Annotated in this window: 20 protein-coding genes; 5 read left to right on the forward strand and 15 right to left on the reverse strand. The window is 66.0% G+C overall.

The features are described from left to right. Position 1 precedes the first annotated feature (1 nt). The 11 genes from ACFWU2_RS19445 to ACFWU2_RS19495 form a co-directional block, all read right to left on the reverse strand. On the reverse strand, positions 2–1,213 hold the full coding sequence (locus ACFWU2_RS19445; protein ID WP_378609758.1) for an MlaD family protein: 1,212 nt from the start codon (positions 1,211–1,213) through the stop codon (positions 2–4). Further along, a complete protein-coding gene (locus ACFWU2_RS19450) occupies positions 1,210–2,268 on the reverse strand; it encodes an MCE family protein (protein WP_378609761.1) in 1,059 nt (352 codons plus the stop codon). The genes ACFWU2_RS19445 and ACFWU2_RS19450 overlap by 4 nt, the downstream gene beginning before the upstream one ends. Then, positions 2,265–3,386: an MCE family protein gene (locus ACFWU2_RS19455; protein ID WP_378609764.1), complete on the reverse strand. Its 1,122-nt coding sequence runs from the start codon at positions 3,384–3,386 to the stop codon at positions 2,265–2,267. Before ACFWU2_RS19455 ends, ACFWU2_RS19450 begins: the two co-directional genes overlap by 4 nt. Continuing rightward, a complete protein-coding gene (locus ACFWU2_RS19460; protein ID WP_378609767.1) occupies positions 3,377–4,414 on the reverse strand; it encodes an MCE family protein in 1,038 nt (345 codons plus the stop codon). Before ACFWU2_RS19460 ends, ACFWU2_RS19455 begins: the two co-directional genes overlap by 10 nt. Continuing rightward, the gene (locus ACFWU2_RS19465; RefSeq protein ID WP_378609770.1) at positions 4,411–5,433 is read right to left on the reverse strand and encodes an MCE family protein; all 1,023 of its coding nucleotides are present in this window, start codon (positions 5,431–5,433) and stop codon (positions 4,411–4,413) included. The genes ACFWU2_RS19460 and ACFWU2_RS19465 overlap by 4 nt, the downstream gene beginning before the upstream one ends. After that, a complete protein-coding gene (locus ACFWU2_RS19470; protein WP_378609773.1) occupies positions 5,430–6,716 on the reverse strand; it encodes an MCE family protein in 1,287 nt (428 codons plus the stop codon). The genes ACFWU2_RS19465 and ACFWU2_RS19470 overlap by 4 nt, the downstream gene beginning before the upstream one ends. Next, positions 6,713–7,576 (reverse strand): MlaE family ABC transporter permease, encoded by an 864-nt coding sequence (locus ACFWU2_RS19475; RefSeq protein ID WP_378609776.1) that lies wholly within the window; start codon positions 7,574–7,576, stop codon positions 6,713–6,715. Before ACFWU2_RS19475 ends, ACFWU2_RS19470 begins: the two co-directional genes overlap by 4 nt. Then, on the reverse strand, positions 7,576–8,385 hold the full coding sequence (locus ACFWU2_RS19480; RefSeq protein ID WP_378609779.1) for an MlaE family ABC transporter permease: 810 nt from the start codon (positions 8,383–8,385) through the stop codon (positions 7,576–7,578). Before ACFWU2_RS19480 ends, ACFWU2_RS19475 begins: the two co-directional genes overlap by 1 nt. A 66-nt stretch (positions 8,386–8,451) precedes the next feature. Then, positions 8,452–10,005 (reverse strand): fatty-acid--CoA ligase FadD5, encoded by a 1,554-nt coding sequence (fadD5, locus tag ACFWU2_RS19485; protein WP_378609994.1) that lies wholly within the window; start codon positions 10,003–10,005, stop codon positions 8,452–8,454. Positions 10,006–10,350: 345 nt separating this feature from the next. After that, the gene (locus tag ACFWU2_RS19490) at positions 10,351–11,133 is read right to left on the reverse strand and encodes an enoyl-CoA hydratase (protein WP_378609782.1); all 783 of its coding nucleotides are present in this window, start codon (positions 11,131–11,133) and stop codon (positions 10,351–10,353) included. Further along, entirely contained in the window at positions 11,130–12,119 is a 990-nt protein-coding gene (locus ACFWU2_RS19495) for an NAD(P)H-dependent flavin oxidoreductase (protein WP_378609785.1), read from the reverse strand. Before ACFWU2_RS19495 ends, ACFWU2_RS19490 begins: the two co-directional genes overlap by 4 nt. Before the next feature lie 253 nt (positions 12,120–12,372). Between ACFWU2_RS19495 and ACFWU2_RS19500 the strand changes: the two genes are divergently transcribed. The 3 genes from ACFWU2_RS19500 to ACFWU2_RS19510 are packed head-to-tail and all read left to right on the forward strand — an operon-like array spanning position 12,373 to position 15,231. Next, a complete protein-coding gene (locus ACFWU2_RS19500) occupies positions 12,373–13,635 on the forward strand; it encodes a TetR/AcrR family transcriptional regulator (RefSeq protein ID WP_378609787.1) in 1,263 nt (420 codons plus the stop codon). Then, positions 13,632–14,744 carry an NAD(P)-dependent alcohol dehydrogenase gene (locus tag ACFWU2_RS19505; RefSeq protein WP_378609790.1) on the forward strand — a complete coding sequence of 371 codons (1,113 nt, stop codon included), beginning with the start codon at positions 13,632–13,634 and terminating at the stop codon, positions 14,742–14,744. Before ACFWU2_RS19500 ends, ACFWU2_RS19505 begins: the two co-directional genes overlap by 4 nt. Positions 14,745–14,754: 10 nt before the next feature. Beyond that, positions 14,755–15,231: a DUF4334 domain-containing protein gene (locus ACFWU2_RS19510; RefSeq protein ID WP_378609793.1), complete on the forward strand. Its 477-nt coding sequence runs from the start codon at positions 14,755–14,757 to the stop codon at positions 15,229–15,231. 8 nt (positions 15,232–15,239) lie between these two features. On the opposite strand, the gene ACFWU2_RS19515 is transcribed toward ACFWU2_RS19510, so the two are convergent. Beyond that, a complete protein-coding gene (locus ACFWU2_RS19515; RefSeq protein WP_378609796.1) occupies positions 15,240–16,082 on the reverse strand; it encodes an oxygenase MpaB family protein in 843 nt (280 codons plus the stop codon). An 84-nt stretch (positions 16,083–16,166) separates the two neighbouring features. Continuing rightward, the gene (locus tag ACFWU2_RS19520; RefSeq protein ID WP_378609799.1) at positions 16,167–16,916 is read right to left on the reverse strand and encodes a GntR family transcriptional regulator; all 750 of its coding nucleotides are present in this window, start codon (positions 16,914–16,916) and stop codon (positions 16,167–16,169) included. Between the two features lie 129 nt (positions 16,917–17,045). On the opposite strand from ACFWU2_RS19520, the gene ACFWU2_RS19525 reads away from it, so the two are divergent. Next, positions 17,046–18,584, forward strand: coding sequence for an aldehyde dehydrogenase family protein (locus ACFWU2_RS19525; protein ID WP_378609802.1), 1,539 nt, complete (start codon positions 17,046–17,048; stop codon positions 18,582–18,584). Positions 18,585–18,589: 5 nt separating this feature from the next. Continuing rightward, on the forward strand, positions 18,590–19,558 hold the full coding sequence (locus ACFWU2_RS19530; RefSeq protein ID WP_378609805.1) for an oxygenase MpaB family protein: 969 nt from the start codon (positions 18,590–18,592) through the stop codon (positions 19,556–19,558). A 31-nt stretch (positions 19,559–19,589) separates the two neighbouring features. Here the strand turns inward: ACFWU2_RS19530 and ACFWU2_RS19535 are convergent, their stop codons facing one another. Both ACFWU2_RS19535 and ACFWU2_RS19540 read right to left on the reverse strand, forming a co-directional pair. Further along, the gene (locus ACFWU2_RS19535; protein WP_378609995.1) at positions 19,590–20,999 is read right to left on the reverse strand and encodes an MFS transporter; all 1,410 of its coding nucleotides are present in this window, start codon (positions 20,997–20,999) and stop codon (positions 19,590–19,592) included. A 147-nt stretch (positions 21,000–21,146) separates the two neighbouring features. Next, entirely contained in the window at positions 21,147–21,722 is a 576-nt protein-coding gene (locus tag ACFWU2_RS19540; protein ID WP_378609996.1) for a TetR family transcriptional regulator, read from the reverse strand. Position 21,723: the final 1 nt, after the last annotated feature.

Below are 21,723 nucleotides of genomic sequence, written 5' to 3' on the forward strand. Positions count from 1 at the left end.
TTCAGTTGCCCAATCCTTCCAACAGCGTCTGCCAGTAGTTCAGTGCTTGCACCCCGGTCGGAATGAGCAGCGGGTCGTCGGCGATGTCGGGGCCGGTCACCGCACCCGGCGTGGTCTGGTTCTGCAGGCCGAGGTCGTTCGGTCTCGGTGCCACCCGCGCGCCACGCTGAGCGAGGCCTTCGTCCGGAGGGCAGTAGAGCGAGAGGTTCGGCTGCCGGGGGCCGTAGTCCGGGATCGTGCGGCGCGGGGTGTCGTAGTAACACACCGGCCCCTGCGTGGCCACGAGCGAAAAGTTGCCCCGGTCACCCACGACGACCCGGTCGAGATCTTTCAACGCTGCCGGAATCGACACGAGTCCGGCCTCCAGCGCCGGGGTCCGTGGTCCCAGCACCTCACCGACCGTCACCAGGTTGGTGAGCAGGATCCCGAAGTTGTCCTCGGTCGCCGCGAACAGCGCTTCGACGCGGGACAGGGCCTCCGGCGAGCGATCGAGCAGATACACGAGCGAGTCCTTGCTGCCTGCGAGTTGGTCGGATACGTCGCGCACCGCCCCGATCGTGCCGGGGAACGATTCGGAGTTGGCCGCCAGTGCGTCGACGAGACCGAGTCCCTCGTCGAGCAGCGTCGCGAGGGCCGGTGCCCGTTCTTCCACCATCTGCGACAACGCGTCGGCGTTCTCGAGCAACGCCTGCAGTTCGGGGCCTGTCCCTTCGAGGGCGGTTCCCCAGGTCTCGCCGAGGGTGACGAGCGAGTCTGCGTCCAGACTCTCGATCAGCGACGTCATCCGGATCAGCATCTGGTCCAGCCGAAGACTCTGATCCTCGACCGGTACGAGGATTTCGTCGCCGGCAACGAGGTACGGGCCTTCGTCCGTCTCGGGTTCGATGTCGAGGGTGAGAATGCCGATCGCCGTGGCGGTGACCACCCGCGCGGTGCTGCCCGCGGGAATCTGCGTCCCCGGGTCGAGGGAGAGCACCGCGTCGGACCCGCGTCCACCCGGTGCGACCTCGATGGAGTCGATTTCACCCACCGCGACGCCCCGGTAGGTCACGGACGTGCCCGGACCGATCCCCCGCGCGTCGGACAGGTGTGCCCGGATGTCGATCGCACCGCCGAGACTCTGCGGTCCCAGCACGTACCGGACACCGAAGACCGTCGCGAGGAGGCCGACGATCACGAACAAGGTGACCTGTACCTTCACCGAGCGGTTCACCGGACACCGCCTCGGAGCAGGTCCTGCAATCCCGCCGCGATGCCCGTCTGCGGCAACGGCACCGCCGGCCCGCCGTCGAGCGGTACCCCGCCTGTCACGAGCAGGTCGATGGCCGCGGGGATGTCGAAGGCACCGTCGAAGATCAAGTAGTCGCCGGGGGTGGCGCGCCGGAAACCGTCCATGAACCCGGTCATGTTGACGAGCGCCGCCTCCACGGTGTTGTTGAAATCCTTGATTCCCGAGGTGATGTCGGCGAGGTCGGAGACCGCACCATCGATCGTGCCGGAATCCTGCATCACCGCATCGACCGACGCGGACACCGCCGCGGTACTCGACACGAGCGTCGTCAGATCCTGCTGCTGCTCGGCGAGCAACGTCACCATGCGCGAGCTGTCATCGATACTCCGGTCGAGCAATTCCTGTTGCTGCGCAAGACGTCCGGACACCGACTCCACCGCGGCCAGAGTGCGCTCGAAGTGCACGCTGTTCTCGTCGGCCAGCGCCATCGTGGAGTCCAGACGGGTCAGCATGTCGCGGATCTTCTCCCCCCGGTTGCCGAACGCGGCATCGAGTTCCGTGGTGATGGTGCGGAGTTGATCGAGCCCGCTGCCGTTGACCACCTGACCCAGCATCGCGAAGGTTGCCTCGATATCCGGACCCACCTCCGTCCGCTCGATCGTGTCGCCCTCGGACAGCGGCTCCGGTGACGGCTCCTCCGGCATATCGATCTGCACGAAAGGGCTGCCCAGCGCGGACGGAAGCCGCACGGACGCGCCGACATTCGCCGGGAGTTCGGAAGACGTCGACATGCTGAGATCCAGGTACGCACGCGTGCCGTCCGTCCGCAGCGTGTGGACACGGCCCACGACGGCCTGCCCGGCACGCACCTCCACTCCCGGGTCGATCCGGTCTGCGCTCTCGAAGACCGCCGTCACCATGTATGTCTCGCCGGATGCGGTCCGGCCGAGTGGGAGTTCGTGCAGGCTGAGACCGCACCCGGTGGACAGCAGCATGATCGACGCCAGTGCCCCGGCCACGCGGAGACGCCCGATCATCGGGTGCCGCCTTCGTTCAGGGCACGGTCGAGTGCTTCGGGAACGAGATCTTCGTAGGGGTCGGAGAGATCGAACGGCACGGTGATGGGATTGGTGAATCCCGCGCCGGTGCACAGCGGTAACGGTTCCTGCGCACAGAGTTCCTGTGCGCGCGGGAACTGCCCGATCTGCGTGGAGATGTTGAGCCGGATCCGCGCCCGGCCGTCGGGCCCGATGGCGTTGTCGATGTTCTGCATGGCCAGAGGCAGCACGTCGAAGATCTCGGCGAGCCCGACCTCGTGGAGCGCAAAGGTGTCGGTGAGCGTCCGCGCATTCGCCATGATCTGTTCGATGTCGCCGCTGCGATCGGCGAGCAGGACGTCGAGTCGGTCGAGCACGACGGTGAGTTGATCGATCGGGGTTCCGACGTCGAGCTCCGCGCGCTGCAATTCCTCGCCCAGTTCGCCCATTCCCTCGACGATGGTGGCGAGATCTCCCTCCTTCGAATGGACTGCCCCGAGCGCGACCGCGAGGTCGTCGATCACCCCGCCGATGTCTTCGGACTTGGCCCCGACGACCGAGGTGGCCTGGCTCAAGGCGACGATCGCGCGGTTCATGTCCTCGCCCGTACCGGCGGTCGCGTCGGCCGCGACCTCGAGGGTCCGGCCGAGTTCGCCTCCGTCGGGGCCGAGCGCACCGGCGAGCATGTCGACGCTTTCGAGCAACTCGTCCCAGTTGATCGGAGCGTGACTGCGTTCGACGGGGATGATGTCACCGTCCTGCAGGGTGGGGCCGTCCTGATACGCCGGCCCCAGTTCGATGAAGCGGTCGCTGATCACCGACGGGTTCATGACGAAGGCCGACACGTCGGCAGGAAGGGTGACGTCGGTCGGAACCGTCATCGTGACCTCGACGACGCGTCCCGCCGGCCGCACCTCTTCGACCGTGCCGAGGGGAAGGCCGAGAACGGCCACCTTGCTCCCGGGATAGATGCCGTTCACCGACGCGAACTGCGCGACGACAGTTCTGGTGCGGTCGGGCCCCACGACGTACCACGCACCGGCCGCGCACAGACCCAGGACGACCACGATCGCGATGACGCGTATCAGCCACCTTCTTACCGTCCCGCTCAATTGCACCCCTCCATCACACCGATGGCGCACAACGCGTTGTCGGGAATCGGCCCGGCGGGAGCGTGCACGTCGACCCAGTTCCCGTTGCCGGACGCATCGGCCGCGGCGCGGAGGCCCGCGGGCAGTGTCGCGAGAATCCGGTCGATGTTCGCGACGTTGGCCGCGAGCGTCGCGGTGACCGATTCGAGGTTCACGAGCAGCGCGTCGATCTCGGAAGAGTTGTCGGTGAGGAACGCTGCCGTGGTGGCGGCGAGTCCGCGCAGATCCTCGACGAGACGGACCAGGGCCTCCTTGCGCGCGGCGAGGATGTCCACCACCGTCGTGGCATTGCGGACCAGAACCGAGACGTCCTCGCTCTGTGTGGCGACCACCGAGGTGAGCGACTTCGCGGAACGCAGCAACGACGTGATCCGCGCATCGTTGCGCACGATCATCTGCGACGTCGCTTCGACTCCTGCCAGTGCGTCGGTGATGTGCTGGGAGTCGGAGGGCATGGCGTCGGTCAGCGTCTGCATCATCGTTTCGATGGATTCGATATCGAGTCCTTCGCTCACAGCCTGTGCATCCGTGGTCAATTCGTCGAGGCTGTAGGGCACCGCGGTGCGGGACAACGGAACACGGTCGCCGGTGAGTTCGCCCGCACCCGACGGTGTCACCGAGAGATAGCGCTTACCCAGGATGGTCTTGAGTTTGATCTCCGCGGTGGTGCGGTCGCCGAGATCCTGTTGCCGGTCGATCCGGAAGTCGACCAGTATGTGGTCGCCTGCCATCTCCAGACCCTCGACGCGGCCGGCCGGGACACCGGAGACGTAGACCGGGTCGTTGGGAGCGAGGCCCGCCGCGTTGGCGAATTCGGCTGTATACGACTGTGTCCTGGCCAAGTAGGTCAACTGCGGAAGCGCCAGTGCACCGACCATCACCACCGCGACGACGACCATGCCGATCACACCGAGAAGGATCGGATTCGCATTCCGGTCGTGCCGGCCGGAGAAGATCGCCGCGAGCGCGTCCCGCGTCTCGCGTGCCGCGCTCATCGGCACACCTCCGAGTAGGCGGTGCCGAGAAGGTTCGTCTCGAAGTCTCCCGACAGGACCGTGAAGTTGCACATGTAGAGGTTGAGCCAGCCGCCGTAGTCGCCGATCCGATTGAGGCTGTCCGCGAGCGCGGGCAGGCCCGCCATCGCCTCGTCGAAGTTGTCGGTCTGCGGAATCCATGCGTCGGTCATCACCCGCAGATCCGTCACCGCGGTATCGAGTGGGGTGACGGCGCCGGACATCAGCGCTGCCGTGGCCCGTACGGCCGAACTACCACGGTCCACCAGTGCCGCGAGTTGCGCTTCATCGCCGGCAAGTGCCTGGCTCACGACCGCCATCCCGGAGATGAGGGAGGAGACCTCCTCGTTGCGCCGGTCGACGACGGTGACGAGTTGCTCGAGATTGGCGATCACGTCGTTGAAGACCTGCTCCTGTTCGACGACGTCCGCGCTGACCGAGGCGATGTGCAGGAGCAGGGATTCGAGTGTTCCGCCTTGCCCCTGGAACGCTTCCACCACGGAGACCGCGAGGGAATTGATGCGGGCGGGATCGATCGCCTCGAACAGTGGCTTGAAGCCGTTGACCAGCGCGGTGAGATCGACCGGCGGGGCGGTCTGTTCGAGGGGGATGGTCGCGTTCTCCTCGAGCACCACCCCTGTCGTGTCGGCAGGCAGGCGCAACGCGACGTAACGTACGCCGATCATGTCGCCGTAATTGACTTTCGCGGTGACGTCGGTCGTCAGTTGCCGACCGGATTCGATGTCGAAGTGCACTCGCGCACGCGAGCTTCCGTCGTCCTGTGGTGCGAACTCCACGCGCGCGACCTTGCCGACACGGACTCCGGCGAGTGTCACGTCGCTGCCGGGAGTGAGCCCCTCGACATCGGTGAACTCGGCCGAGTACTCGCGGGTGGAGCCGACGACGGGCTGGTCGAGGGTGTTCCCCACGACGACGGCGGCGAGCACTCCTATTACGCAGAACGCGCCCAGGCGCAGCATCGGTCCGGTCAGGGCACTCACGGGATGCTCACCTCCGCTCCACGAACGAACGGCGCGAGCAGCATCGACGCCGCTGCCGACGGGTCGTCACCGAACTCCGCCGCGTCGGGCGCGATACCCGCGGCGATCTGCTCGAGGTAGCGGAGCGGTGCGCGCTCGGCCGACGCAGACCGAATCGAGGAGAGGTTCGGCGCAGACGTCCGGACCGGATCACCGCAATTCGCGCCGTCCATGCCCGGGTACCTCGGGCAGTCCGCCGCTGTGTACGGCATCGGATCGGCGAAATCCGGGACTGCGGTGATGTTGAACCGGCCGGTCGAGAACACCCGGGCGCCGGCACCACCGAAGACGGACAGGTAGCGAAGGGTCTCGTCGAGGCCGGTGGTGTTGCCTGCGAACGCGCCCATCACCGGCGCCCCGTTCCGGACCACCGCGATCATGTTGTCCGTGTTCGCGGACAGCACGGCTGCACCTTCCTGCCCGAGTGACGCGCCCCCGGACAGCAGCCGGCGGATACCGCCCTCCCGGTCAAGGACGACCTGCGACAGTTCGGACGCGTTCTGCATGATGGCGACGACATCGTCGGTGGCTGCGGAGATCGCTTCGTTCACAGTCGCGAGCTGGGGCGCCGCGGCGATACCCGAGTCGACGAGCGGGCCGAGATCGGTCGTCAGCGCGGCCGTGCGGTCGATCGTCTCCCCGAGGGCTGCTCCCCGTCCTTGCAATGCCTGGCTCATGGCGTCGAGCGCGACCGAAAGCTGCTCGGGACGAAGCTGTTCCATCAATTCGGCAGCCCGGTAGTACAGGTTCGCCAGTTGCACGGACTCCGAGGAGGTGTCGACGCTCAGTTCCGCGCCTGCCTCGAGCCGTGGACCTCGCTCGGGTTCCTCCGGCGGCACCAACTCGAGGAATACGTCGCCGAACAGCGTGCGCGGCACGACGCGCACCCGTACCGACGCCGGAATCTGGGAGATCTGCGCCGTGTCGATCTGCATCGTCAGGCGGGAACTGGTGACACCGGCGTCGATTCCGGTGAGGCTTCCCACGTGCACGCCCTGGTACTGGACCCCCGCGGAACCGAAAATCAGTCCGGCGTCGGCGGGAAGTGTGGCGGTCACGCGCGGATCCCGTGACAAGGTCCCGGCACCGGACGCCACGAGCAATACTCCGGTGACGACGAGAACTACGGTCGAGACCACACCGATCAGCGCGAGGACCGGGCGGGTCGGACCCGACATCTTGTTCGTCCGGCGCGGAGCGGCGGCAGCGGACAGTGTGCGCGGGACGAGGTGTGCAGACGTCACGAGACTCCCACCCCCGGGATGGTGGGCACGAGACCCCACAGGGCGAAGGTGAGCACGACGTCGGTGATCCCGATGGCCAGGATGCTCGTACGCAACGCCCGCCCTGCGGCACGGCCCACACCCTCAGGTCCGCCCGAGGCGTAGAAACCGTACGCACAGTGGACAATCGCCACGATCATCGCGAATACGACCGCCTTGATCAACGAATACCAGAGGTCGGCCGGTGAGAGCGCGAGGTGGAAGTAGTAGTCGTAGGTGCCGGCTGAGTTGCCCTGAAAGTTGACGACGACCAGCCGGGTGGCGACGAACGAGGCCAGCAACCCCACCATGTAGATCGGGATCACGCAGACAGCGGCGGCGACGAGACGGGTACTGGCCAGAAACGGAATGGATTTCACGGCCATCGCGTCGAGCGCATCGATCTCGTCGGAGATGCGCATCGCGCCGAGTTGAGCCGTGAATCCCGTCCCGACTTTGGCGGCCAGCGCGATGGAGGCGACGACGGGTGCGAGTTCCCGGGTGTTGGCGATCGCGGACAGCATGCCCGACAAGGACGTCATGCCGATCAGCTCGAGTCCTCGCTGCGTTTCGACGCCCACCATCATCGCGGCCACCGCGGACATCGCGAACACGATTCCGATCGTGCCGCCCCCGGCGAGCAGCGACGCGTATCCGAAACTGACATCGCCGATGTGGTAGAGCACGTGACGGAAATACCGTCGCAGCGCAGTGGGGATTCCGGCGACCGTTTTCCCCGCGAACACGACCTGCCGGCCCATCGATGCGAAACCGTCGACGGTCGCGGCGATCGGACGATGCGTCATCGAGCGCGCACGGGTGAAGGTGGTGTACGAGATCATCAGTAGGTGCCTACCGCGGGAACGAGCACGGTGTACATCTGGGACAGAACGGTATTGACGACGAACACCATGACGAACGCGAGCACCACACCTTCGTTGACAGCGTCGGCGACACCGCTCGGTCCGCCCTTGGCGTGGAGGCCCTTGAAGGAAGCGATCAGCGCGGACGTGACGCCGAAGCACGCGGACTTGAACATCGCCGTCACGAAATCCGACAGTCGTCCGTATTCGCCGAGGGTGCGCAAGAACGCCCCACCGGACCCGTCGTTGAGATAGATCTCGTACAGGTAGCACGCGGTGACACCGACGAGCGTGACGAGCGAACAGAGCATGAGCGAGACGAGCACCGAGGCGAGCAGTCGAGGAACCACCAGTCGTTCGATCACGTTGAGTCCCATCACCTCCATCGCCTCGATCTCTTCCCGGATCGTGCGCGACCCGAGGTCCGCACAGATCGCGGAACCGCCGACACCGGCGAGCATGAGAGCGCACACCAGTGCGGCGGCCTGCCCGACCACGACGAACGAGACGATTGCGCCGGAGTAGGCGCCGGCACCGAGTTGTCCCGCGAGCGAACCGACCGACACCGCGATCAGTACACCGACCGGGAGCATCAGCAGTAGTGCGGGACCGCTGCAGACCTTCGCGATGAACAGCGACTGGGTGACGGTCTCACCGAGCGAGAGACGGCGGCGGAACAGGACGCGGGCCGTGGCAATCAGGGTTTCGAGGGAGAAGCCGACGAGCGCACCGACCTGGATCGCCAGATCGTGTGCCGGCCCCTTCGGTTTGGGCAGTTCGAACGTCATATGCCCCCTCTCCTTCCCTGATCCGCGGCCCGGTCCCGCACTCGACCGGGTGACCGGTGGGGAAGGTCAGCCCTGAATCACGGCAGACACTCCGCCGCGTAGCTCGCCCTTGACGACCTTGCCGCTGGCATTGCGGGGCAGCGCCTCGACGATCACCACTTCCTTGGGGTGCTTGTACCGCGCCAAGTGGTCGTCGAGGTAGGGCTGGAGTTCCCCGATGGTGAGATCGTCGATGCCGGCCGCGAGCGCGACCACCGCCACCGGAACTTCGCCCCACTTGTTGTCCGGACGGCCGATGACTGCGGCTTCGAGGACCTTCGGATGTCCGAAGAGGACGTTCTCGACCTCGGCGCAGTAGATGTTCTCACCGCCCGAGATGATCATGTCCTTCTTGCGGTCGACGACGTAGACAAAACCTTCGGAGTCGACGCGCACGAGGTCACCGGAATGGAACCATCCGCCGTAGAACGCATCCGCCGTGGAGGACGGGTTGTTCCAGTATTCGCGCATCATGGTCGGGCCGCGGTACACGATCTCCCCGACCTGACCCGGTTCGACGTCGTTCATCTCGTCGTCGACGACACGTGCCTGAATCGTGGGGATGACCCGGCCGACGGATCCGAGCTTGCGAATCGCGTCGTCTCCGTCGAGGACGCAGGTGATCGGCGACATCTCCGTCTGCCCGAACACCGCGACATTGAAGGCATCAGGGAAGGATTCGGCCATCGCGCGGAGGATGGTATCCGAACTCGGCGCCGCTCCCCAGGAGATGTTGCGCAGCTTCAGCTTTCGCGGGTTCGCCTGCTGGGCTGCGCACACGGCCTGCCACTGGACGGGAACCAGGAACAGACTGGTCACCTGCTCCGCTTCGAGTACGTCGAGGAGCACCTCCGGATCGAATGCGCCGACGGGGTGGATCACCGTCGTGGTGCCGAGCATCAGGCTCGGTGCGATCGAACCGAGCGCCGCGATGTGGAACATCGGCGACGCACAGAACCCGATGCCGGATTCGTCGAAGAGGCGGAACGCCCGGATGCACGTGAGCGACTGGGCTTCCATGTTCGAATGTGTGAGCACAGCGCCCTTCGGGCGGCCGGTGGTTCCGGAGGTGTACATGATGAGCGCCGCCGTGTCGTTCGGGATCTCCACCGGGGTGCGGGCATCGCCGCCCTCGGTGACGAGGTCGTCGTAACTCACAGCATCGCCCTCGGGTTCGGCACCGAGAGTGACGAAGAGTTCGATGCCTTCCGACTGCGCTCGCGCAGCGGCGGCGAGCGGGACGAGCGGCCCTTCGGCGACAATGGCTTTCGCACCGGAATCGGCGACGAGGAATGCCACCTCGGGCACAGTCAAGCGGAAGTTCACGGGAACCGCTATGGCTCCGAGGGCATTGGCGGCCAGTACCGTCTCGAGGTACTCGGGCCGGTTGAGCATCAGCACGATCACCCGGTCGCCGAAGCCGATGCCCCGCCGCGACAACGCATCTGCCAGCTTCTCGACTCGTGCGTCCAGCTGAGACCAGGTGATCGATTCGCCCAGGAATCGGAGCGCGGTGCGGTCGGGAATCATCAACGCGTGCCGAGAGACCTGGTTGTTCCAGTTGTTGCTACGAAAACGCATCGACTCGGTGACAGTCGATCGGGTGCCGGTCGATCCGGGAGTGGCTACGGGGGGCGCCATCGATGGGTCCTCTCGTGACGGGACAGGAAGGCGAACCGGGCGGAAGCCGAGCCTTCGATGTGTGAGGCACGTTACAGGCCGAGCGATGTTTAGACCAGAGCTTTGTTAACGGAGATTCTCTGCCGGTCGAACATGGGATCGGCCCGATATTTGCGGCGTAGCGCTGCCTCGACGTGAGCACAAGACAGCCGTGAACTGTGAATTCACCGGAGGGGAGCGCAGAGGGAAACGATGTGCCCTCCGCAACTCCCCTCCGGGAAGTGCATCTTGTGAGGGATTCATGAGCTAGGTGAAGCGTGCGGGGCGCTTCTCCAGCATCGCCATGGCCCCCTCGGCGAAATCGGCCGAAGTGAGCAGTTCCACCTGACCTTCTTTCTCTCGCGCAAGCGCGTTGTCGAGCAGTGGGAGGGTCGTGGCGTTGAGTGCTTTCTTGGTGAGGGCTTGTGCGCGCCGGGGCCCTCGCGCGGTGCGCGCGGCCACCGCGTCGACGTGTGCTGCGAGTTCGTCGTCCGGCAGTGTCCGCGCCACCAGACCGAACCGGTCGGCGTCCGCGCCACCGATGCGTTCGCCGAGCAGCGCCATCTCGGCCGCGCGAGCGCGGCCGATCGCGGCCGGAACGAGCAGGCTCGCTCCACCGTCGGGCATCAACCCGATGTTGACGAAGGACAGCAGGAAGTATGCGCTCTCTGCGGCGTACGTAAGGTCGGCGACGAGGGCGATCGACACGCCGACACCGGCGGCAGGACCGTTGACTGCCGCGATGACGGGAACGGAAACCTCGGTGATCGCCCGGATCAAACCGGTAGTGGCATCCATCGCCACGTTGGGGTCCTGCGGATTTGCCGCTCCCGCAGCGAGATCCGCTCCGGTACAGAATGCCTTGCCCTCACCGGTGATAACGATCGTGCGCACCCGGGTGTCGGTATCGGCAGCCGTCACCGCGTCGCTCAGCGCCGACAACGTCGGCAGATCGATCGCGTTCATTCGCTTGGGCCGGGAAATGGTGAGCCTGAGGATCCCGTCGGCGAGTTCGGAACGGAGCCCCTCGACGATGGACGTTGCGGTCATGCCCCCACCTCCGAGCCGGCGGCCACGAACCCCTGGAGCCGGCTGGTGATGATGTCCTCGGCTTCGGCCACCATCCGTGTGACGAGGTCCGACACCGTCGGTATGTCGTCGATCAGCCCCTGACTCTGACCCGCAGTCCAGATTCCTGCGTCGAGGTCTCCGTCCTCGAACACCTTCCGGCCTCGTGCACCCGAGACGAGATGCTGAATGTCCCCGAACTCCGCTCCGCGCGACTCGATTTCGACAACCTCGCGGCTGACGGTGTTCGAGGCGACGCGGGCCGTGTTCCGGAGCGTCCGGAAAATGAGCTTGGTGTCGAGTTCGGTGCTCCGGACGATCTGCTCCTTGACCTCCTGCGCTACGGGCGACTCGACCGTGCACATGAACCGGGTGCCCATGTTCACCCCTTCGGCACCGAGCGCGAGCGCGGCCACGAGACCACGGGCGTCGGCGATTCCACCGGATGCGATCACCGGGATCGTGAGCCGGCGGGTAGCGGCCGGGATGAGGATCAGACCCGGCACATCGTCTTCACCGGGGTGCCCGGCACATTCGAAGCCGTCGATACTCACCGCGTCCACGCCGATCCGTTCCGCTTTGACCGCGTGACGAACGCTGGTGCACTTGTGGATCACCTTGATACCGGCGTCCTTGAAGAAAGGAAGGTGGTCCGCGGGGTTGAATCCCGCTGTTTCCACGATCTCGATACCCGAGTCGGCGATGGCCTGCCGGTATTCGGCGTACGGAGGCGGGTTGATCGAGGGAAGAATGGTGAGGTTGACGCCGAACGGCTTGTCGGTGAGTTCGCGGGTCCGCTCGATCTCACGCACGAGATCCTCGGGGGTCGGCTGCGTCAGAGCCGTGATGAAGCCGAGCGCGCCGGCATTGGCGACGGCGGCGACCAGTTCGGCGCGGCCGACCCACATCATGCCGCCCTGAACGATGGGATGTTCCACCCCGAACATGTCGGTGAATCGAGTTCTCACGGGTCCCCCTCGGATCCTGGATGTGCCTGTGTCCAGCACGATTCCCTACGTCAATCCCATGAAGCACATTGAGAATCGGTGTTAACTTTGGTGTCTCCTCCGGGGTTTGTCAATACGTTCTGTACTGCGGTTTTCCGCCGCTCGAGAGGAGCATGCGCGTTCCGTTTCCAGGGGTGCGGCTGTTACCTTTGAATCCGACCATCCCCCTACGGCCCCGGTCCTGGGCCGCGCTCCACCCATCCGAGGAGGCCCGGTGCCCGAACACGCGCAGGTCGAGGCGCGCAACCGTGCGGAGGACAGCTCCGCCACTCCCGCACCGCGCCGTCGGCCCAAGAACCGGAAGGCGCAGATCGCCACCGTTGCAGCCGAGGCCTTCAGCGAACGCGGCTATCACGGAGTGAGCATCGACGAGATCGCCTCCGCAGTCGGCATCTCCGGTCCCGCGCTGTACCGGCACTTCCCGAACAAGTACGCGCTGTTCCACCACGCTGTCGCCACGCTCGCCGACGCGCTCGAAGGCGCACTGAACGAGCTCGATCCGGGGGACGACCAGGATCCGGCCGACGTTCTCGACCGGCAGCTCACCTCGCTCATCCGGACCACCATCGACAACCGGCGCACCGGGGGTCTGTATCGCTGGGAGCGGCGATATCTCACCAGCGACGACCGCAGCGAGATCCGCTCGAAGATGGTGGCGATCAACAGGCGGCTCGCGCATACCCTCTCCCGTCTGCGACCCGATCTCTCCGACTCCGACCACGTGCTGCTCAGCACGGCCATGCTCAGTGTCATCGGCTCGATCACCACCCACCGCGCACCGTTGTCCACCCGCCGCATCCAGCAGTTGCTGCTCGATGCCTGCCGCGCACTCGCAGCGGTCCCCCTCGTACCGGATCTCCCGGAAGCCGACGCGGTGTCCGCACCCCAGGGCCTCACCATGGCGAACAAACGTGAAGTGCTGCTCCACGAGGCCGTGCTGCTGTTCGATGCCCGCGGTTACCACGAGGTGAGCATCGAGGAGATCGGGGCAGCCGCGGGCATCAACGCCTCCGGGGTCTACCGGCACTTCCCCAGCAAAGCCGAGCTTCTCGCAGCCGCGTTCCGGCGCGCCGCCGACCGGGTGGCGGTGGCCGTGGGCTCGGCCCTGACCGAGTCGACGACACCGGCCCAGGCGCTCGAGACCCTCAGTGACTTCTTCATCCGGCTGTCGTTCGAGCACAGCGCGCTGATGTCGGTCTATTTCGCGGAGATCGGGAACCTTCCGGCCCATCACCGCAGCGACCTGCGGAACATCCAGCGACTCAACATCGAGGACTGGGCGCGGCTCATCGGGGAACTGCGCAGTGACTTGTCGCCGGTGGAATGCCGCTTCCTCGTGCACGCGGCCCTCAACGTCGTGCTCGACACCGGCAACCTCCTGCGATTCCGGTCCACCGCATCCACGCGGCGTCGCGTCCAGCAGTTGATGCTCGCGATACTGCTCGGCGCACATTGGCCGGAAGAACAGCACGGGTGAGGCGCACGGCGACAGCAGCGGTTCTCCGGGCGTACGGGGCCCCGTTGCAGCTCGAACCCGTCAGCGTCCCCGATCTTCGTCCCGACGAAGTTCTCGTGCGCATGCGCGGCGTCGGAATCTGTCACACCGACCTCACTGCGGCGGCAGGGGGTGTCCCCATCCCGGTGCCCGCGGTCCTCGGACACGAGGGCGCCGGCATCGTCACCGAAGTCGGCACCGCCGTGACGCGACTCGCAGTCGGAGACGCGGTGGTGCTGGGCTTCGATTCGTGTCGGCAGTGCCGCAATTGCACACGCGGCCGACCCTCGTACTGCGCGCGCTTCGCCGCGCTCAACTACGGCGGCACCCGGAGCGACGGCACGACCGTTCTTCAGGACGCGAACGGGGATCCCCTGCACGGTAACTGGTTCGGGCAATCGTCCTTCTCGTCGCTGGCGGTAGTCACCGAACGCAATGCGGTCCGGCTACCCTCCGACGTACCGATCGCTCTCGCGGGACCTCTCGGATGCGGGCTCGCCACCGGCGCGGGCACCGTTCTGCGGGTCCTCCGCCCCGAACCGGCCTCGTCGATCGTCGTGTTCGGTCTCGGTGCGGTCGGGATGGCCGCGATCATGGCCGCCCGCATCGCCGGTTGCACCACCGTCATCGGTATCGACCCCAACCGTCGCCGCCACGACCTCGCGCGTGAACTCGGGGCCACCGAGGTGGCATCACCCGACGAGCACGACGACCTCGGCCGTCATCTCCGTCGCCTCACCGACGGGGGCGCCGACTTCGCAGTCGAAGCCGTCGGGACCGAATCGGTTGTTCGACAGGCATTGTCGTCGTTGGGCAGTCCCGGCGTGTGTGCGACACTGGGTCTTCAGGCAGGCCGCAATCCCATCACGGTCGATCAAACACATCTGCTTGCCGGGCGCACACTGACCGGGGTGATCGAGGGCGACTGCGACCCGCACCGCTTCCTTCCGGAACTCGCGGATTTCTGGCGCAACGGGCGCTTTCCGGTCGAGAAACTGGTGCGCACCTTCGACTTCGCGAAACTGGACGACGCCCTCGCTGCCGTGAACTCGGGCGAGGTCGTCAAAGCAGTTCTGACCTTCGACGACTAAAGGAGACGACATGGACGTGGTTCGGCAAGTCGCAGACCTGCGGGCTCGCACCGATCTGATCGATCCGCGCGAACTGGACGCGCTGTGGCCACATCTCACGCCGGCACGGATAGACGATCTCGTCGGATATCGCTGGAAGGGATTCAGTTTCGACACGGGACACCGCACACACGGACTCCTTGCCGCTTCGCGCTGGTACGGCAAGTCGTTCGTCTCCGCGAGCGAGGTGCAACCCCTGGTGTGCCGCGGTGAGGACGGAGAACTGTTCTCCGACAAGGAGACCGGTCGAGGGGAGGCCAGCCTGTGGGAAATCGTGTTCCGGGGCGAGGTCACCGCGACAATGGTGTACGACGGCATGCCCGTCTTCGACCACTTCAAGAAGGTCGACGACGACACACTGATCGGTGTGATGAACGGGAAGGGAAAGCTCGTCTTCGACGGCGGGGAGCACTACTGGTTCGGACTCGAACGCGACGTGGCGCTCTGAGTTCTCCGTCAGATGAGGTGCCCCTGCGCTGCCATCCGGCGCCGCATGTCGCGCAGGTAGTACGTGGCGGACAACTGCCGGATCGGCCTGGGGACACGGCGATAGACCGGCGGGAAGAGCTTCCAGAAGAGATCGAACCGGCGCTGGTCGCGTCGACTCCACGGAAGACCGAACTCCTTACGCAACCGTTGCGGCAGAAGTCCGGTCGTCATGAACCGTTGCAGGGGCATCAGCGCGCGGACTGCGAGCGGGGCGTCGCCACCGGAAAGCAGGTGGCGGGCGAAGGCACGAACCTTCGCGTCCACCTCGAACGACGCGATCATCTCTTCCCAGTACGCCTCGAAGTCGGCTCGCGTGGCCGGCCACATGTGTTCCTTGACCTGAAGCGCCGTTCCGTACACCGCCGATTGGCGATACAGGTGCTCGCGGTCGTTGTCGCCGAGTTCCCCGAAGATGCGCGAGTACATCTCCGTGCCGTTGCGGTAGAGCGTGGCCGCCACCCACAGCTGAAGCTCGGGATCGAACGCGTTGTACGTCTCCGAATGCACCGGGACATGGGCCTTGTTGACCATCCGCACGATCTGCTGTTTCTCCTCGGGGGAACCGAGGGTGACCGCGTAGACGTAGGTCATGGTGGTCCGCAGCCGGTCGAGCGGCCGTTGCAACGTGGTGCTGTGCTCGGCAACACCGTGCCCGACTCCCCGCGCCGCGAGTTGCAGGAGAACAGTGGCGCCGGCTCCGAGGAGCAGCATGGACTCACCCACGAAATCGGCGAGGTCGACGGCACCGGGCGGAATCGGACGGGACTCGGGGTCGACGCGAGGTGCGCCCTCTCCGGTGCGGGTCACCATGAGGTCTCCTGACGGGGGGATGCACGGATGCAGCACGATCATTCGAATTGTGCACACCTGTGCTCAGATAGGCAAGCGCTGGTCCTACACCCCCGAACGGTCCGTCCCCACGTGCCGGCGATGCTCGACCAATCTCTCGGCCGCGTCGTCGAACTGCACCAGGGTCTGCGTGATCACCTCGTTGTGATCGCGGACCCGCATCGCCTCGATGAGCTTGGCGTGCGCCGCGACGGCCTTCGTCCCCCAGCCGGTGTGGCGCGCATAGAGGCGGTACGGGATGACACGTGCCGCATTGTTGAGGAACCAGGCGAGTTTGGGACTACCCGCGATGCGGTTGACCTCACGATGGAAGTCGAACTCCGCGTCGGCGATTCGCTCCACATCCGGCGACGCGCCACCGGGAAGTGCGACGAGCGAGCGCAACCGCTCGTTGAGTTCTGCGAGCCGCACGAGATCCTCGGCAGTGACCCGATCTACGGCGCGCAGCGCCAGCTCCACGGCGATCTGCCCCTGCAACCAGAAGATGTCGTCGATGTCGGACCTGTTCAGGGGCGAGACCCGGTATCCACGATTCGGCGCCGACTCGACCATTCCTTCGCCCCGCAGCGTGAGGAGCGCTTCGCGCACCGGCGTGACGCTGACTCCGAGTTCGGCGGCCGTCTCGTCGAGGCGGATGAAATCTCCGGGCCGGAGCGCGCCCGACATGATCGAGCCGCGCAGGTGCCCGGCGACCTCGTCGGACAACTGCGGTCGTCGTCGCATCGGCAACCCGGCCCGCGGCCGGATCCCGCCCCGCTCACTGGCCTTGTCGGTGCTCGGTGTGGGTGCCGACATATCGTCTCCTGGAGTAGTCCGGACAACTGCACACAGGGGTTGTCCAATCACCGCGACAGCGCCTAATGTGATGTCCACTACAGCTATCACATCAAATATATTTGATGCGGTCCACAGGAAGTGTCGGTCATGACCCAGAATCTCAGTCCCTCGGAGACATCGGAAGCGGGTACCGCGAAGGCGGTTGCCGCCTCGGAAAACTCCGACACGTTCGCCAGCCTCGACCCTCGCACCGGTGAGGTGATCGCCGAGTATCCGATCGCCGACGCCGCCGAGGTTGCCGCCGCCGTCGACCGCGCACGGATCGCTTCACGCTGGTGGGAGGCGCAGGGATTCCGCGGTCGCCGGGAGTGGCTGCTCGAGTTCAAGAAGGCGATCGCGTCCGATGCCACCTCGCTCGCCACCGTCGTGTCGAGGGAGACCGGAAAGCCGTACGGGGACGCGTTCCTCGAAGTCCTGCTCGCCGTCGAACACCTCGACTGGGCCGCGCGCAACGCGAAGAAGGTGCTCCGCCCGCGCAGGGTCCCGTCGGGCGTCGCGAGCTTCAACCAGGCGGCCACCCTCGAGTACAAGCCGCTCGGCGTCGTCGGTGCGATCGGGCCGTGGAACTACCCGGTCTACACACCGATGGGTTCCATCGCCTACTCGCTGGCGGCCGGAAACGCGGTCGTCTTCAAGCCGAGCGAACTCACGCCGGGCGTCGGAAAGTGGCTCGAGGACAAGTGGAATTCGATTTCCCCGTCCCAGCCGGTATTCCAGGTGATCACGGGTCTCGGGGAAACGGGTTCGGCGTTGGTCCGATCGGGTGTCGACAAGGTCGCGTTCACCGGATCCGGTCCCACCGCACGCAAAGTCATGGCCGCGTGTGCCGAGTCGCTGACCCCACTCGTCGCCGAGTGCGGCGGCAAGGACGCAATGATCGTCGCGGCCGACGCCGACATCGACAAGGCGGTGGAATTCGCTGCCTTCGGTGCGTTCGGCAACGCCGGTCAGACGTGCGCGGGTGTGGAACGGATCTACGTCGTCGAGCCTGTCTACCGGGAGTTCCTCGACAAGCTCACCGCGACCGTCTCCCGCGCGCATCCGGGCGGGGACGCCGATTCGACCTACGGTCCGATGACCCTGCCGCGTCAGGTGGACGTCGTGCGCGGCCATATCGAAGATGCGCTCGCGAGCGGCGGCAAAGCCGTGCTCGGCGGCCTCGACTCGATCCAGGGCCTCGTCATCGGACCCGTCATCCTCACCGACGTTCCCGAGACGTCCACGGCCGTGTGCGAAGAAACGTTCGGTCCCACGGTGGTGGTCAACAAGGTTCGCGATCTGGACGAGGCGGTCGATCGCGCCAACGGCACCGAATACGGTCTCGGGGCGTCGATCTTCATCGGCAACAAGTCCAAGGGACGCGAGCTCGCCGAGCGTCTGCGCAACGGCATGGTGTCGGTCAACTCGGTGCTCGGTTTCGCCGCCATCGCGTCGCTGCCGTTCGGTGGCGTCGGCGAATCGGGCTTCGGACGCATCCACGGCGCCGACGGTCTTCGCGAGTTCAGCCGCACCAAGTCGGTCACGGTCGAGAGGTTCAGTTCCCCACTGAAACTGATGAGCCTCGAGCGGCCGGCGCGTGATCTGAGGATTTCCGAACTCATGCTCAAGTACATGCACGGAAGGTGACCGGGATGACGACCACTCCCCCGCGCACCCGCAGCCGCAAGGCGGCCGTCGTGGCGAGTCCCGTGGCTCGTATCGAGAAGGCGGGAACGTTCCCGCCCCCGGACCGCGAGCCTCGCCCGCGGCGGGGTCGCATGGGCTGGGTCAAGGTCATCGAGAAGCTCGACCCGGTGACGCAGCACCAGGACATCCACCGGATCACGGCCGGGTACGAATTCCCTTGGGACTACCAGCGTTCCCTCGAGTTCGCGTTGTTCCGTACGTACTGCGTTCCCACCATTTCGGCACTTCTCGCCCGCACCGGTGAATTCGAGAAGCGCCCGCAGAAGCGTTACGACGACACAGCGCTGCTGATGGCCGAACTCGTCGAACACGGATACGACGCCGAACGCGGCCGCGAATCGCTGCGGAACATCAACCGCATGCACGGCAAGTACTCGATCGACAACGACGACATGCTGTACGTGCTGTCGACCTTCGCGTTCGACCCGCTCGACTGGATCGACAGGTACGGGTGGCGTCGCCTCCACCCGAACGAACGTCTCGCGTCGTTCCACTTCTACCGGCAGGTCGGTATCCGCATGGGTATCAAGGACATTCCGGAAACGTTCCAGGAGTTCTACCGGTTCAAGCAGGAGTACGAGCGGACGAGGTTCGTCTACAGCGACGACAACCATGCCATCGGGACCTACACGCTCCGGCTGTTCCAGTCCTGGTATCCGAAGCCGCTGCGCGGTGGAGTCGAGAAGGTCGTGTACTCCCTGATCGACGACCGGATGGCCGCGGCGTTCGGGTTCCCGAAGGGCTCGCCGCGGATGCGGGCGGTGTCCGAGGGTGCGCTGCGCGCACGCTCCGCACTGGTCCGCCGCTTCCCGAAACGACGCGCGTCGCTCTCCGCAAGCAATCCGAGCAACCGGACCTATCCGGGTTACCCGCTCGGATACCGTCCGCGTGACCTCGGCGTAGAGCAGCACTGACGTCGCATCGCCCAGGCCCCGCCCGTCGCCGTCAGACCGTCGTCGAGCGGGGCCGACGCGTATGTCGTGACGGCAGCGCGAACGCCGACGCGAAGACCACGATCGCGCATCCGGCACACACCAGATAGGCGATGACGAACCCGGCGGTGCTCACACCGCCGGCAAAGGCGTGAGCGGCGAGCACCGACGCGACCACTGCGCTGCACACTGTGCTGCCCACCGTGCGCAGCAGAACGTTGACGCCGTTGGCTGCCGCGTTCTGCTCCAGGGGTACCGCTCCGAGGATCAGCACCGGCAACGTGCAGTACACGAGCGACGTGCCGACTGCCGCGACGAAGATCGCGGCCACGACCAGCCATAGCGGTTTGTCCGGCACCGCGTGGATGCTGTAGCCGGCGAGCAGGAACAGCGCACCGATCATGATCGTCACCTTCGGGCCGAATCGCTCGGTGATCCGCGACGCCACGATCGCAAAGATCATCATGGCGAAGCTCGCAGCGAGCTGGCACGCCGCCGCCTGGAGGATCGTCAGGCCGTATCCCGCGCCCTCGCCCCTCGGCGCCTGCAGCAACTGGGTGGTGATGAGGGTATTTCCGTAGAACGCGAATCCGACGAGCAACGCCGACAGGTGCGGCGTGAGCACGGACCGCCGAGCGGCGACGCGAAGGTCGACGAGCGGGTTGCGGTTGCGCAGTTGCTGGAAGCCCCAGATGCCGAAGAGGACCACGGCGGATGCGGCCATGGACACCACAGCCGGGCTCGTCCAACCCCACGAACTGCCCTGGGTGATGGGCACCAGCAAACAGATCAGTGCTGCCGACAGTCCGGCCGCGCCCACCACGTCGAAGCGGCCGCCCGCTCGGCTGTCCGATTCCGGCACGACGAACCACGCCGCAAGCGCCACGCCGGCACCGATGGCGGCGGTCACCCAGAACAGCAGGTGCCAGTCGGCGAATTGCACGATGGCGGCGGCGAAGGGGATTCCGACCGCCGTGCCGATGCCGAGGGTCGAGCTGAGCATCGCAACCGAGCGGTCCACGCGATCGCGGGGCAGCACCTCGCGCAGGATCGCCATGCCGATCGGAAGCACCGCGGCGCCCGCTCCCTGCAAGCCGCGCGCAAAGATGAGTAGCCCGATGTTCGAGGTCATGGCGCAGATCAGCGATCCGATCGTCATCACCGTGAAGGCGATCAGGAGCATCTTCTTCTTGCCGATCATGTCGGCGAGGCGGCCGAAGATCGGTGTCATCACCGCGCCGACCAGCAGCGTCGCCGTCACCAACCACGACACCGCGGTCGGTCCGGCACCGGTGAAGCCCGGCATGCTGGGCAGCAGCGGCACCATGACGGTCTGCATGATCGCCTGGAAGACGGCTCCGACCGCGAGCACCGCGAAGACGAACCGGCGCAGGTCCGGACGACGGGCAGCGGGAACGTTGATGCGAGTTCGTTCCGCGGGACGGAACCGGCGAGGCACGGACAGCCGCAGAGGGACCGAAACAGTCAAGGAGCCCTCCTCGGCATAGGTGAATGGGTGTTCACCAGGTTAGGTGAACACCCATTCACCTCACAACACGAGTGAGACGATTCACTCCCGACTGCCGTCGAGAAGCTTCTGCACCACCGGTGCGTAGAGGGCCACGACCTCGTCCAGCGTTCCCGTGGCGTGCTCCCTCATCATGCGGCGACGCATGATCGCGAGACCCATCACCGCCGACATCGCCAGTTCGGCGCGCAACCTCGCATCGGCGCCCGGCAGCCTCGCGGCAAGGGCATCGATCATCTGCGTCGAATAGTTCTCACGCAGCAGCCGATTGCTCTCGTCGCTCGCCCCGCTCATGAACAGAATGTTCATGGACAACGGCTTGTACGGTTCGAGCGGACGGGCGAACGTCGCCACCATCCGCTCCCCCAGCGTCTCCAACGGGCCGTCGAACAGCACCTGCGCGCCGGCTTGGAAGTCCACCAGCGCTTCGTACAACTGCTCCTTCGAGCCGAAATACTTGATGATCAGCGGAGCACTCACCCCCGCGTCCACCGCGATGTCCTTGAGGGTGATGTCGCGGTACGGCCGGGTCGCGAACGCCTTGCCCGCCGCAGCGAGGATCAGCTTGCGCGTCTCGTCCGAACTCCGTCGGCGCTTCTCGGGTTCGTCCGGGGAGATG

This window comes from Rhodococcus sp. NPDC058639 (assembly GCF_042717545.1).
GTDB lineage: Bacteria > Actinomycetota > Actinomycetes > Mycobacteriales > Mycobacteriaceae > Rhodococcus.